Annotated in this window: 13 protein-coding genes and 1 pseudogene; 10 read left to right on the top strand and 4 right to left on the bottom strand. The window is 74.9% G+C overall.

Translation table 11 applies throughout. From position 1 onward, the window contains the following. The first annotated feature begins 73 nt into the window (after positions 1 to 73). Complete coding sequence (locus ACI790_RS06835) at positions 74 to 1285, top strand: PucR family transcriptional regulator (protein ID WP_456569040.1); 1212 nt, start codon at positions 74 to 76, stop codon at positions 1283 to 1285. A 94-nt stretch (positions 1286 to 1379) separates the two neighbouring features. Beyond that, a complete protein-coding gene (locus ACI790_RS06830) occupies positions 1380 to 2267 on the top strand; it encodes a hypothetical protein (protein WP_456569039.1) in 888 nt (295 codons plus the stop codon). Positions 2268 to 2294: 27 nt separating this feature from the next. Here ACI790_RS06830 and ACI790_RS06825 read toward each other — a convergent pair whose 3' ends face one another. After that, entirely contained in the window at positions 2295 to 2900 is a 606-nt protein-coding gene (locus tag ACI790_RS06825; RefSeq protein WP_456569038.1) for a class I SAM-dependent methyltransferase, read from the bottom strand. 137 nt (positions 2901 to 3037) lie between these two features. Between ACI790_RS06825 and ACI790_RS06820 the strand changes: the two genes are divergently transcribed. Then, a complete protein-coding gene (locus ACI790_RS06820) occupies positions 3038 to 3970 on the top strand; it encodes a hypothetical protein (protein ID WP_456569037.1) in 933 nt (310 codons plus the stop codon). 70 nt (positions 3971 to 4040) lie between these two features. Here ACI790_RS06820 and ACI790_RS06815 read toward each other — a convergent pair whose 3' ends face one another. Next, the gene (locus tag ACI790_RS06815; RefSeq protein ID WP_456569036.1) at positions 4041 to 5384 is read right to left on the bottom strand and encodes a DNA polymerase IV; all 1344 of its coding nucleotides are present in this window, start codon (positions 5382 to 5384) and stop codon (positions 4041 to 4043) included. Between the two features lie 445 nt (positions 5385 to 5829). Here ACI790_RS06815 and ACI790_RS06810 point away from each other — a divergent pair. Then, positions 5830 to 6033, top strand: a pseudogene (locus tag ACI790_RS06810) (acyl-CoA dehydrogenase family protein); the annotation flags it as partial. Between the two features lie 36 nt (positions 6034 to 6069). Here ACI790_RS06810 and ACI790_RS06805 read toward each other — a convergent pair. Beyond that, positions 6070 to 7821 carry a helicase gene (locus ACI790_RS06805; protein ID WP_456569035.1) on the bottom strand — a complete coding sequence of 584 codons (1752 nt, stop codon included), beginning with the start codon at positions 7819 to 7821 and terminating at the stop codon, positions 6070 to 6072. A gap of 228 nt (positions 7822 to 8049) precedes the next feature. Between ACI790_RS06805 and ACI790_RS06800 the strand changes: the two genes are divergently transcribed. From ACI790_RS06800 to ACI790_RS06790, 3 genes are read left to right on the top strand one after another with little or no spacing between them, the layout of a single operon-like run. Then, the gene (locus tag ACI790_RS06800; protein ID WP_456569034.1) at positions 8050 to 9297 is read left to right on the top strand and encodes a DUF3152 domain-containing protein; all 1248 of its coding nucleotides are present in this window, start codon (positions 8050 to 8052) and stop codon (positions 9295 to 9297) included. Between the two features lie 48 nt (positions 9298 to 9345). Further along, entirely contained in the window at positions 9346 to 10191 is an 846-nt protein-coding gene (locus ACI790_RS06795; protein WP_456569033.1) for an alpha/beta fold hydrolase, read from the top strand. After that, positions 10188 to 10520 carry a YnfA family protein gene (locus tag ACI790_RS06790; RefSeq protein WP_456569032.1) on the top strand — a complete coding sequence of 111 codons (333 nt, stop codon included), beginning with the start codon at positions 10188 to 10190 and terminating at the stop codon, positions 10518 to 10520. The genes ACI790_RS06795 and ACI790_RS06790 overlap by 4 nt, the downstream gene beginning before the upstream one ends. Here the strand turns inward: ACI790_RS06790 and ACI790_RS06785 are convergent. Continuing rightward, positions 10498 to 11193 (bottom strand): DUF222 domain-containing protein, encoded by a 696-nt coding sequence (locus ACI790_RS06785; protein WP_456569031.1) that lies wholly within the window; start codon positions 11191 to 11193, stop codon positions 10498 to 10500. The genes ACI790_RS06790 and ACI790_RS06785 overlap by 23 nt on opposite strands. Before the next feature lie 143 nt (positions 11194 to 11336). On the opposite strand from ACI790_RS06785, the gene ACI790_RS06780 reads away from it, so the two are divergent. The 3 genes from ACI790_RS06780 (at position 11337) to ACI790_RS06770 (ending at position 13145) form a co-directional block, all read left to right on the top strand. Next, entirely contained in the window at positions 11337 to 11765 is a 429-nt protein-coding gene (locus ACI790_RS06780) for a DUF4190 domain-containing protein (RefSeq protein WP_456569030.1), read from the top strand. Between the two features lie 94 nt (positions 11766 to 11859). Then, positions 11860 to 12714 (top strand): helix-turn-helix domain-containing protein, encoded by an 855-nt coding sequence (locus ACI790_RS06775; protein ID WP_456569029.1) that lies wholly within the window; start codon positions 11860 to 11862, stop codon positions 12712 to 12714. Beyond that, entirely contained in the window at positions 12711 to 13145 is a 435-nt protein-coding gene (locus ACI790_RS06770; protein ID WP_456569028.1) for a VOC family protein, read from the top strand. The genes ACI790_RS06775 and ACI790_RS06770 overlap by 4 nt, the downstream gene beginning before the upstream one ends. The last annotated feature ends 5 nt before the right edge of the window (positions 13146 to 13150 follow it).

The raw sequence follows: 13150 nt of genomic DNA, 5'->3' as shown, positions 1-13150 counted from the left end.
CCGGTAGTCAATTACCTGTGCTCCGGACGTGAATCGACGGGTAGCTTCTGTTCGCCGAGGACAAAGGAGCCAGATGACATCGGACCCCGCTCCCTTTCCCGTGGCGGTCGCCGAGGCGATGCGCGTCGAGCTGCCGAAGGTGGCCGAGCGGGCCGTCGAGGAGATCATCGTCGCGGTGCCGAGCTACGCCGATGCGTTCTCCGGACCGATGGGCCGCAAGATCTCCACCGCCGTCGAGCTGACCCTGCGCGGATTCCTGCAGCTCGCGGCCGCGGGTGGCAACGCCGACGCGGGCACGCCGGGTGGCCCGGTGGTCGAGGCCGCGTACGCGCTGGGCAGGGGAGAGGCGCGCAGCGGCCGCTCGATGGACGCCCTGCTGGCCGCCTACCGGGTCGGCGCCCGGGTGTCCTGGCGGGACATGAGCGCCGCCGCGGTCGGCGCGGGCCTGGGGCCCGAACCCGTGGCCCGGTTCGCCGAGCTGGTCTTCGCCTACATCGACCGGCTCTCCGCCGCGAGCGTCGCCGGGCACGCCGACGAGCTGGCCTCCAGCGGCCGGGCCCGCCAGCGGCTGCTGGAGCGCCTGGCGCACGGGCTGCTCACCGGCAGCCCGCACACGGAGCTGACCGCGATGGCGCAGCGCGCCGAGTGGGCTCCGCCGCGCACCCTGACCGCCGTGCTGCTGCCTGACGGCCGCACCCGCGGCGCGATGGTCTCCCTCGACCCGCGCACGCTGGTCACCGCCGAGGACGTTCCCGAGCTCGACCCGGCCGCTGACCTCGCCGTGCTGCTGGTGCCGGACGCCGAGGGTGCCGCCCGGGGTGCCCTGCTGCGCGGTCTCAGCGGCCGCGAGGCGGTGGTCGGGCCGGCGCGGGCCTGGTGGAACGCCCAGGCGTCCTACCGCCGGGCGCTGCGCGCGCTCCGGCTCGGGATGGCGCCGCCGGACGGCGGGCCGGTGGACACCGACGCCCGGCTGGCCGAGCTGGTGGTGCGCGCCGACGAGGAGGCCCTGACCGATCTGCGGGCCCGCGTGCTGGCGCCCCTGGAGGCGGTGGGGGAGACCGCGCGCGAGAAGCTCACCGAGACGCTGCGCTGGTGGCTGCTGCACCACGGCCGGCGGGACCAGGTAGCCGCCGCGTTGTTCGTGCACCCGCAGACGGTCCGCTACCGGATGACGCAGCTGCGCGAGATCTACGGGCCGCGGCTGGAGGACCCGCTGGTGGTCCGGGACCTCACCGTCGCCCTCGGGGTGCCGCTGCCGGCGGTGCCGCCGCCGCCCGTGGAGTGACCGGTCCCCCGCCGGTGCGGATCGGTTTCACGGGAAACAGGAAGGCGGGTGACGGGCCGCTGACGCGGCGGCCGCGATGCGCCAGGGTGGCCGGGTGACCGTCGACCTGGCCGCGGCCGCCGCCTTCCTCGCCGGCGCGGGCCGCGTACTGGACCGGCGCCGCTTCGAGCTGCTGTTCGGAGGCGGCGGGCCCGAGCCGGTGCTGGCCGCCGTCGACGGCTACCGCAACGCCGACGGCGGGTACGGCTGGGGCCTGGAGCCCGACCTCCGCTCGGGATCGAGTCAGCCGGGCGGGGCGCTGCACGCGCTCGAGGTCTTCGCCGACGTCGCGCCGACGACGACGGTGCGCGCGCGGCAGCTGTGCGACTGGCTCGGCTGGGTGACCCTGCCCGACGGCGGACTGCCGTTCGCGCTGCCGGTTCCCGACCCGGCGGCGTGCGCCCCCTTCTGGGCGGGCGCCGCCCCTGCTCGCTCCTCGCTGCAGATCACCGCCGTCGTCGCCGCGGTGGCGCACCGGGTGGCCGGGACCGATGCCGCCGTGGGCCGGCACCCGTGGCTCGCCCGGGCGACGGACCACTGCCTGACCGCCATCCGCGGGCTCGACGGCAGCACGCACGCCATGGAGCTGGCGTTCGCCGCCCAGTTCCTCGACGCCGCCGCCCCGGCCCGGCCGGACGCCGCCGACCTGGTCGACCACCTGCTCTCGCACGTGCCGCAGGACGGTCTGCTGCACGTGGCCGGCGGCGCCGACGACGAGTACATGCGGCCCCTGGACTTCGCGCCGCTGCCGGGTGGCCCGGTGCGCGCGCTGTTCGCCCCGGCCGTCGTCGAGGCGGAGCTCGACCGGCTGGCCGCCGGACAGCAGGCCGACGGCGGGTGGGCGGTCGACTTCGCCAGCTACTCCCCCGCGGCCACGCTGGAGTGGCGCGGCCACCGGACCGTGCAGGCGCTGCTGCTGCTGCGCGCCAACGGCCGCCTCTGACCGCCGTCGACGAAGAGCAGTGCCGGATCAGACCGGCCGCAGGATCGCCACCAGGAAGTCCGCGTCGGGGGTGAACGGCCGCAGGTCCCAGGTGGACAGCAGCACGTCCGGCTCCCACCCCGCGGCCCGGGCGTCGGTGAGGAACTCGTCGAACCCGTAGCCCCGGCCGGCCCCGAAGCCGATGACGGCCCGGCCGTCGGGCGCCACGTGGGCCCGGAGGCGGCGCAGCACCGCGCCCCTGGTCGAGGGCGCGAGGAACGCCATCACGTTCCCCGCGCTGACGATGGCGTCGAACGGCTCGGCGATGCCCTGGGCGGGCAGGTCCAGCTCGGCCAGGTCGCCGACCAGCCAGCGCGGCCCGGGGTGGTCCTCCTCCGCGGCCGCGACGAGCACCGGATCGACGTCCACGCCGACGACGTGGTGCCCGACCTCGTGCAGGTGCGCGCCGACCCGCCCGGGGCCGCAGCCCGCGTCCAGGACCCGGGACCCGCGCGGCAGCATCGCGTCGACCAGCCGCGCCTCACCGACGAGGTCCATCCCCTGCTCCGCCAGCGTGCGGAACCGCTGCACGTAGGCCGCCGAGTGCTGCGGGTCCTCCTGGGTCAGCCGCACCCAGGTACTCGGTTCCGTCACGTCATTCCCTCCAGCCCCTGAGCGGGCGTTTCTCCCCAGGGGATCGTTGACATCGGCGTTCCGGTACCCGAGGCTGCCGCGGCAGCACTGCGGCACTCGGGCCGCGGTCCACGCCCGTCCGGGAGCCATTCTTGTCCATGCGCCACGCTCTTCTCGCCGGAGCTGTCGTCAGCGCCGCCGCCGTCGTCGGACTGCCGTCCGTCGCCACCGCCGACGACGCCCCTCGGACGATGACCGTCTGCGCCACCGACTGCGACTACACCTCCATCGCCGCGGCGGTGGCGGCCGCCGCGGCCGGCGACACGGTGCGCATCACCGAGCACTTGTCGGTCACCGGCGCTACCGCGATCAACAAGGACGTCACGATCACCGCTGACGCCGGCGTCCTGCTGACGCAGACCGGCGCCAACGCCCGGACCTTCACCGTCCTTGCCGGCGGCAGCGGAGCCACCATCTCCGGCATCGAGTTGACCAGCGCGACACCGGTGCGCGGCGAGTTCATCGGCATCAACGGCGCCGACGACGTCACGATCTCCAGGAACACCATCTACGGGCCCGCTCAGACCGGTCCGATGGGCAAGTGGGTGACCAACCGGGCGTGGACGAACAACAACGTCTCCGGCCTGGCGGTCACCGGGAACACCTTCCACACGCTGCGCACCGGCGGATACATCGACGGCGGGTCCGGCGTCATCTCCGACAACGTCACCTGGAACACCAAGGGTGACTACCTGCTCGCCGACCAGGCGGACTTCGTGATCAGCGGCAACAGTGCCGGGCCGGCGGACCTGCCCAGCGAGTGGAGCATCGTGATCTTCGCGGTGAACGAGACGCCGTACGACGTGCAGGCGCTGGGAGCCGCCAACGAGTGCCTGTCGGTCTGGGACCAGGCCACCGACGAGACCTTCGGATCCATGTACGGCCACGGCGACTGCGATGGGGACGGCATCCGGGACACCCCGCCGCCGGTGAGCAAGGACGAGTGCAAGAAGGGCGGCTGGGCCACCTTCAACAACCCGTCCTTCCGCAACCAGGGCCAGTGCGTCAGCTCGGTGGCGAAGCAGAAGTAGCACCCGCCGCACGACGGACGGCGCCGCCCGGGGACCCCCGGGCGGTGCCGTTTCGCGGTTCCGGGGCTGGTCAGCCCTGCGCCCGCCAGTCGGGAGGATCGGAGGGCTGCAGGAACGGGTCGTCGGCGGCCAGCGTGCGCACCGGCCCGGGCGGCGTCGTGGGCCCCTCGAAGCGCACCGTCACCCGGCCGAGCCCGCGGCCCCACACCCAGCCCGCCCCCAGCTCCTCGTGCCGTACGTCCTGCCCGGGCCACCAGCGCTTCTCGGCCGGGAGCTCCGCATCCTCGGCGGGGAGCTCCGGACGGGCGGCTGCGGGCGCCTCCTCGGGGACCTCCTCGTCGTCGGCGAACAGGTCCCCTTGCGCGTAGAGCGAGAGCCCGGAGACCCCGACACCGAGCAGCCGCAGCCCGCCGCTCGTGCCGGCCTCGCTGAGCAGGCGGCGGGCGGTCGCGGCGATCAGCCGGGGGTCGTCGGTGGGCTGGGGTAGCGTCTGGGAGCGGGTGATCGTGGTGAAGTCGTACCGCCGCAGCTTCACCGTGACGGTCCGTCCCGAGTACGCGGAGGTCCGCAGCCGGCTGCCCACCCGGGTCGCCATCGAGTCGATCTCCCGCCCGAGGACGTCGAGGTCGGTGAGGTCGCGCTCGAACGTCTCCTCGTGCGACACCGACTTCACCTCCCGGTCCGGGACGACGGCGCGATCGTCCTCCGCCCGGGCCAGGGCGTGGAGGCCCGCGCCGTGGGCGCGCCCCGCCAGCGCCACCAGGTCGGGCAGTGACTTCGCCGCCAGGTCGGCGACCGTCTTCACCCCCACCTGGTGCAACCGCTCCGCCGTCGCGGGGCCGACCCCGCCGAGGCGGGTGACCGGCAACGGGTGCAGCACCTCGAGCTCGCCACCCGGTGGGACGACGACGAGACCGTCGGGCTTGTCGAGGTCGGAGGCGATCTTGGCCATGAGCTTCGAGCTGCCGATGCCGACCGACCCGGTGACGCCCCCGGTGGCCACCGCGATGCGCTCCTTGAGCCTTCGGCCCAATTCCGTCACACCGGAAACAGAGAGGTCGTGACCGGGGCCCGCCGCGAGGTCGACGTACGCCTCGTCGATGGAGACCGGCTCGACCAGCGGGGAGAGTTCGCGGAGGAGTTCCATGACGACGTCGGAGGTCCGCCGGTAGGCGGCGAACCGGCCGCCGAGAAACGCCGTCCCCGAGGGGCAGCGCCGGCGGGCCTCCGCCGTGGACATCGCCGAGCGGGCCCCGTAGGCCCGCGCCTCGTAGGACGCCGTCGCGACGACGCCGCGCCCCCCGACCCCGCCGACCACGACCGGCCGCCCGCGCAGCGACGGCTTGTCCCGCTGCTCGACGGCGGCGAAGAAGGCATCCAGGTCCAGATGCAGGATGCTCGCCTCCCGCCGCATGCCTCTGATGATCCCCGCCCGCGTGCGGCCGCGGTTCGGGGGGCGCCGTTCCACCACTCAAGGAATCTGCGGCCAGTCAGTCCTGACCGTTGACGGTCGGCAAAGAGAGTGGACGATAACTCCGAGCCTCTCCCGGGGATCTGAGTCGACGTGCTCGAGGTGCTGGAGTTCCGCGTCATGTCCACCGCGGCCGAGGGGAGGAACCCGGGGACCGCCGCCTCGATGCTCAAGATCGTCGGCACGGAGCTGAGCCAGACGCTGACCGCGCTGTTGCTGGAGGCCGCCGGGCCACGCGGGCGCGCCTACCAGCCGCACGCCACCCGCCCCGGCGGACCGCTCGCCGGCTTCGCCCCACCCCTGGACGGCTACGTCAGCGGGGAGAACTGGCAGGCCGTGGCGCCGCTGCGCTACCTGAACGACCGGGCCGGGACGGGCGCGCGCCGCCTCGGCCGCCAAGGTCACGGTCAGCCGCGCGGCCCGCTTCGTCGGGCAGAGCGCGGTGCAGCTGCACGGCGGCATGGGCATGACCCACGAGCTCGCGATCGGCTCCTACTTCAAGCGGCTCACCGCCATCGAATACGAGTACGGCACGTCCGACATGCACCTGGGCCGGTACGCGCAGTCGGCATTCCGAGACCTCTCCGGCTGACGGACCGTCCGGACCGGGTCGATCGGGGAGGAGCGCTCAGCCCTCGGTCAGCGCGGCGGCCGGCAGCCAGTCGGCGTCCAGCAGCTCGGCGATCTCCTGCAGCGAGCTGGTGTCGGCACCCGCGGCCGATCCGCTGACCGCCAGCCGCTCCACCATCACGCGGGCCACCTGCTCCTCCACGGTGTCGGCGGCGAACGCCACCCGCCACGGCGAGGTCTTCCCGTCCCGGTGCGTCCGGCCGGTCACCTGGCGGGCCTGGATGCCGGAGAACCGCGGCTGGTGGAACAGCCCCACGCGGGGCAGCTCGGACGCCGTCGAGCCGTCGGGCAGCAGCTCCCCGGCGTGCAGGCTGATCGACGCGGTGACCGTGAAGACGCAGACCGCCGCCTCGCCCCGCTGGAACCGCAGCCGCTCGGCCTCGACGTCGAACCGGTCGCGGCCGTAGATTCCGGCGACCGGGATGCCGGCGTCGAGCAGCGCCTCCCGGATGGGGTCGGCCGCTGTCTCGACGAACTCCACCGACACGGCGACCTGCCGCTCGGCCTCCACCTGCGCCTTGATCCAGTCGACGGTGGCCTGCACGCGGATCAGCCCGGCCTTCTGCCGGAAGCGCAGCAGCGCCGCCCGGCCCCGCGCCGTCTGCCGCCCGCGCCGGGCCAGCTGCATCTCCGCCCGGAACTCCGACCACTCCGCCTCGTAGGAGGACCGCTCGGCCGGCGTCAGCAGCACCGGGGTGCCGGTGACCGACACCGGCCCCCACGGCGCCGGCCGGTGCAGGGTGGCCGGCGGCTCGGCACGGGCCAGCCAGGACTGCAGCCGGGCGAGGTCGGCCCGGCGCTCGTCGGCGTCCTCGGTCCACTGCCAGCCGTAGCGCCCACGTTCCACGTGGAACGTGTGCCGGTCGAGCGCGACCGGCAGGTCGGCCCACTCCCGGATCGACTCGCCGTGCCGGGCAGCGAACTCCGGGGCCAGGTACGGCAGCTCGAGCGGGGTGTGGGCGGGGGTGGCCGTGGCGGCCAGCACGTAGGGGGCGCCCTTGACCCGCGCGGCGCCGGAGACGGCCTTCCAGTGCTTCCACCGCTGGGTCGTCGTGTGCCGCACCATGTGCGCCTCGTCGGCGACGACGACGTCGAACCGGAGCTTCGCCACCTTGCCCAGCCGGTCCCAGGTGGTGACGCACCAGCGCAGACCGCCGTCGCCGAAGCCGGCGATCGAGCGGGCCCAGTGCGGGATGGTGATGGCGGCGGGCCGGTCGGCGATCACCAGCACGGTGCGGACGTCCCGCTGCTCCGCGACCGCCTTCACGGCGAGGATCGCCGTGCCCGTCTTGCCCACTCCCGGGTCGTCCCCGAGCAGGAACACCCGCCCACCGGCCGCGGCGTGCTCGGCGATCACGTCGGCGCCGTCGCACTGCTGCGCCCGCGGGGTCAGCGGACGCGCCGGGGGGATCGGCCGGGGCTCCTCGTTCAGCTGGTCCTCGAGGAACCGCTCCAGGCTGTAGGCGGGCGGGTCGTACGGTGCCAGCTCGGCCGGCAGCTCCGGGCCCACCCACACGTGCGCCTGGAGACCCGGGTGCCAGACGGCCCCCGGTGCCGGCGCGCGGAACGGCACGGCCAGCACCCAGACCCGCTCCCCCGGCCGGGCGGTCGGCAGCTCGGGTGCGGCCTTCTTGGGGGCCGCCCGGCGCGGCGCGGCATTCTTCGGCGCGGCCTTCGCCGCCGTCCGGCGGGTGCGCGGAGTGCTGCTCGTGCTTCGGCCGCTGCTGGCGCTGCGGCGTCGTCCTGGCATGTGCGTCCCCCTCGTGGATCCCCCGGCACGGTAGAGGCGGGGACCGACGAGGCCCCGCAGGTGCCGAGCGCGCCGTCGCGGCGGCGCCCTCGGGACCCCCTTCTCCGGCGGGCCCGGATGCGGTAGACCGGTTCCCGGCAGAAGCCGGCACCGGTCCGGGAGCGTCCGCCGGGCACCGGCTCCGACGTCGACCTGCGCGTGGACGACCGGTCCGCGCCGGAGGCCCTCATGACCCGAGCTGCTCGTCTCCTCCTCGCCGTCCTCGTCGCGCTGTCGGCGGTGCTGCTGGTCCCGTCCGGCGCCTCGGCCGCGGAGCGGACGGTGACCTACACCGTGTCCTCGCAAGGCGTCGTCGCCGGCGACCTCGGCACCTTCGCGACGGTCGCCCGTGACGCGCTCTCCGACCCCCGCGGGTGGGCCCTCGGCGGCACCGTGGCGTTCCAGGAGGTGGCCTCGGGCAGCGACTTCGACCTGATCCTCGCCTCCCCGGCGGTGGTCGCGGCCGCGGCGCCCGGCTGCAGCGCCCAGTGGAGCTGCCGGGTGGGGCGCTCGGTCTACATCAACGACGAGCGCTGGCGGTTCGGCACCGACGCCTGGCCGCACGACCTGGCGTCCTACCAGCGCTACGTGATCCTGCACGAGATCGGGCACTGGATCGGCATCCCGCACACCGACTGCCCCACCCCGAGGCGCACCGCCTGGGTGATGCAGCAGCAGTCGATCTCCCTGCAGGGCTGCCGGGCCAACCTGTGGCCGGTCATCGCGGAGCGGGCGCAGGCCGGGGAGCGGCTGGGGGTCTCGGTCCACTGGTCGGCGATCGAGGCGCGCTACGGGGCGCTGGGTCAGGAGAGCGGGCTGCTGGGGGTGCCGGTGGACTGGGAGCGGCACTCCCCGGACGGCGTCGGCGCGTACCAGAACTTCGCCCGGCCCGGGACGATCTACTGGAGCCCGTCGACCGGGCCGCACGAGATCTACGGGGCGATCCGTGCGCGCTACGGGGCGCTGCGCTACGAGCTCGGGCCCCTGGGTTACCCGACCACCGGGGAGCTGGGCTCGCCCGACGGGATCGGGCGCTACCAGAACTTCGCCCGGCCCGGGACCATCTACTTCAGCCCGTCGACCGGGGCGTACGAGATCTACGGGGCGATCCGTGCGCGCTACGGGGCGCTGCGCTACGAGCTCGGGCCCCTGGGCTACCCGACCACCGGGGAGCTGGGTTCGCCCGACGGGGTCGGGCGCTACCAGAACTTCTCCCGGCCCGGTGGCGCCTCGATCTACTTCACGCCGGCCACCGGGGCGCACGAGGTCTACGGGCCGATCTGGGCCCGCTGGGGGCAGATGGACTGGGAGCTGGGGCCGCTCGGCTACCCGGTGAGCGGGGTCTACGACGTCGAGGGCGGTAGCCGGACCGACTTCCAGAACGGTGCCATCACGCTGGACGCCGAGACCGGCGAGACGGAGGTCGTGCTGGACTGATCGCGGCCGGGCGGCGCGCGGCGCTGCCCGCTCTGGTGGAATCGCCCGGTGACGGAGAACCCCGACGAAGCCCTGGCCGCCCGGACGCTCGGCGAGGCCGGCCCGCGCGTCGTCTTCGTGCACGGCCTGTTCGGCCAGGGCAAGAACTGGACGACCATCGCCAAGGGGTTGTCCGAGGACCACCGGGTGACCCTGCTCGACCTGCCCAACCACGGGCACTCCCCGTGGACCGAGCGCATCGACTACGTCGACATGGCCGGGATGGTCGCCGCCGAGCTGGCGTCCTTCGGGGAGCCGGTCACGCTCGTCGGGCACTCGATGGGCGGCAAGGTGGCGATGCAGCTGGCGCTGCGCCGGCCGGAGCTGCTGCGGGCACTGGTGGTCGTGGACATCGCCCCGGTCGAGTACCCGCTGCAGGGCGGCCGCACCGAGGACCCCGACGAGGAGGCGTCGCCGTTCGCCGCCTTCATCACCGCGATGCGTGAGGTGGACCTGGGGTCGCTGGACTCCCGCGCCGACGCCGACGCCGCTCTGCGCACCGCCGTTCCCAGCCGGATGGTGCGCAGCTTCCTGCTGCAGAGCCTGGTCCGGGAAGGGGTGGGGGACGACGACGGCTGGCGCTGGCGGCTGAACCTGGAGCTGCTCGAGCGCGACCTCGGCGAGCTGCGGGGCTTTCCCGAGCCGCCGCCCGGCGCCACCTTCGACGGGCCCGTGCTGTGGATCGCGGGGGCGAACTCGCACTACGTGCTGCCCGAGGACCGGCCGCACATGGACGCGCTCTTCCCCGCCACCCGGCTGGTGAAGGTCAAGAACGCCGGGCACTGGGTGCACTCGGAGCAGCCCGAGGTGTTCCTGGAGACGCTGCGACGCTTCCTGGCCGCGGTCGAGGAGTGACCGTCACCCGGTCGCTGGTCCTCTTCGCCCTGGCCGCGCTCGCCGAGATCGGCGGGGCCTGGCTGGTCTGGCAGGGGGTCCGGGAGCACCGCGGCTGGGCCTGGATCGGCGCCGGCGTGGTGGCGCTGGGCCTCTACGGCTTCGTCGCCACCCTCCAGCCCGACGCCAACTTCGGCCGCATCCTCGCCGCCTACGGCGGCGTCTTCGTGGCCGGCTCGCTGGCCTGGGGCATGGTCGTCGACGGGTTCCGGCCCGACCGGTACGACGTCGCCGGCGCGTTGCTCTGCCTCGTCGGCGTCGCGGTCATCATGTACTCCCCACGCGGGTAGCCACAGCGAGCGGGCCGGGCCGCCGAGGAGTCAGGGGCCGGCGCGGCGGAGGATCTCGGTGCCGTCCGGCCGGTAGGTGTGCCATCGGGCGGTGCCGGGATCCCGACGGATGGTGAACCCGCCCTCGTGGCAGCTGGTGTGGTGCCGCTCGCAGAGCAGCGCCCCCGTTCTCGCAGCTCGTCGGCCCGCCGTGCGCCCAGTGCACGACGTGGTGGACGTCGCACCACTCGGGCGGGGCGTCGCAGCCGGCGAACACGCGATGCTCGTCGCGGATCTCGATCGCCCGGCGGATGGCCGTGCTCCTGGTCCGCTGCTCGCGGCCGACGTCGAGCGGCAGCCCGCTCGGGCCGGTGAGGATGCGTGCGACGCCGGCATCGCACGCCAGCCGTCTCGCCGTCTCCGCGTTGATCGGACCGGCCCATCCCAGGGAACCGCCCGCGAAGCCCGCAGCCCCTCGTTCGGCGCACAGCGCCATCAGGTCGATGGTGACCCGGAGGTGCGGCCGTTCACCCCGACCGGTCGGCAGTCCGCCACCGTCCAGCGCTCCACTGGGCAGCGCGACGAGCGTGTCGACCTGCCGTTCCGCGTGCGAGCGCATGTCCCCGGCGCGGCGATCACCGTTCATGAGTGCGGCCAGTGCCGTGTGCAGGTAGTCGCCGCGAGCGCGCCCCACGCGCGCGGGCGCGGGCGCTGCGACTCCCCAGTCCGGGTGGTCGCGCCGCGCGCCGCGTCCCTCCGGCCGCCGCCGGCCGCCACGATGGTGGCGACCGCCCGGGGACCGACGTCGCTCCGGACGTACACCCCAGGAGCGAGTAGATGACACACCCCGGTCCGAGTCAGCCCGCCGCCGGCGACCCGTACGGCAGGCCGGCTCCGGCGGCCTGGGGGCAGGAGCAGGCCCCCTACGCCGGCTACCCGCCGGCCGGCGGGTACCCGGGTCCTCCGCCTCCACCCGGGAGCGGGTACCCGCGGCCCTACGGTCAGCCGTACGGCGGCTACCCGTACGCCCCGCCGCAGCGCACCAACGGCATGGCGATCGCCTCGCTGGTGCTGGGCATCCTCTGGCTGTACTGGGTCGGCAGCATCCTGGCGCTGGTCTTCGGATACACCGCCAAGCGCCAGATCCAGGAGCGCGGCGAGTCCGGGTCCGGCATGGCGACGGCCGGCATCGTGCTGGGCTGGATCGGGGTCGGTCTCCTGGTGCTCGGGCTGCTGTTCGGGGTGGCGGCGTCCACCGGCTACTGAGTCCGGCGGGCACGGTCGCTCGCCCCGGGAGCCGCCGTTCCTGAGCGCGCCCGCTGCCCTGGAGCGCGGACCGCTCCGGTGCCAGCATGGCGCCGTGCGGCAGGAGTCGGTGGTGCACCCGCTGCACCCCGCGCTGCGCCCGTACATCGCCGCGGCGGTCGGCTACCGGCACGAGGGCCTCCCGCCCGGTGAGCACCTGGGCCTGCCCTCCCCCTGGCTGACCGTCGTCGTCACCCTGGACGAGCCGCTGGAGCTGGCCGCGCACCCGGACCCGGCGCAGTCCCCCGGCCGGTTCGACACGATCGTCGGCGGGCTGCACACCCGCCCGGCCCGGATCGTCCATCCCGGCCGGCAGGCCGGCGTCCAGCTGTCGCTGACCCCGCTCGGCGCCCGGGCCCTGCTCGGCTGCCCGGCCGGCGAGCTGGCCTCGGTCGACGTGCCGCTCGAGGAGCTGCTGGGCCCGGCGGGCACCGAGCTGACCGACCGGGTCCGGGCGGCCGACGGGTGGGCGGGCCGGTTCGCCGCCCTGGAGCAGGTCCTGCGACGGCGGCTGCGCCCGGGGGCCGGTCCACCGCCCGAGGTGGCCGAGGCCTGGCGGTTGACCACCGCGGCCGGCGGGCGGCTGCCGGTTGCCGAGGTGGCCCGGCGGACCGGCTGGTCGGCCCGGTACCTGGAGCAGCGGTTCCGCGCCGAGACGGGCCTGGGGCCCAAGGAGGCGGCCCGGGTGGTGCGCTTCGACCGGGCCCGGCGCGCCCTGGCGTCCCGGGTCGCGGCCGGCGGGGCGCCGGACCTGGCGTCGCTGGCGGTGGCCGGCGGATTCGCCGACCAGGCCCACCTCACCCGGGAGTGGCGGGCCTTCTCCGGCCTGCCGCCCACCCGCTGGCTCGCGGCGGAGTTCGGATACGTACAAGACACCCGCGCCATGAGCACGGCACTGTCGACGCCATGACGACGACACCGCAGCAGACCGACCAGCAGGCAACGCCGGCCCCCGTGGTCTGGCCGGCCTTCCGGGCCCGCGACGCCCGGGGGCTCATCCGCTTCCTCGTGGACGTCCTCGGGTTCGAGGAGACGGTCGTGTACGGCGAGGGCGACCGGGTCGACCACGCCCAGCTCGACTGGCCCGAGGGCGGCGGCGTCATGCTCGGCTCCGAGCGCGACGACGGCGGCCAGTGGCCGGTGCGGCAGGGCTCGACCGGCGCCTACGTGGTCACCGACGACCCGGAGGCCGTGCACGCCCGGGCCGTCGCCGCGGGCGCGGAGATCCTCCGGGCCCCGCACACCACCGACTACGGCTCCCGGGACGTGACGATCCGCGACCCCGAAGGCAACGTCTGGCAGTTCGGCACCTACCGCGGAGAGCCGCGCCGGGCTGGCTGACCCCG

Source organism: Blastococcus sp. SYSU DS0539, from assembly GCF_054050855.1.
This window is presented reverse-complemented; position numbering and strand designations above follow the sequence as displayed.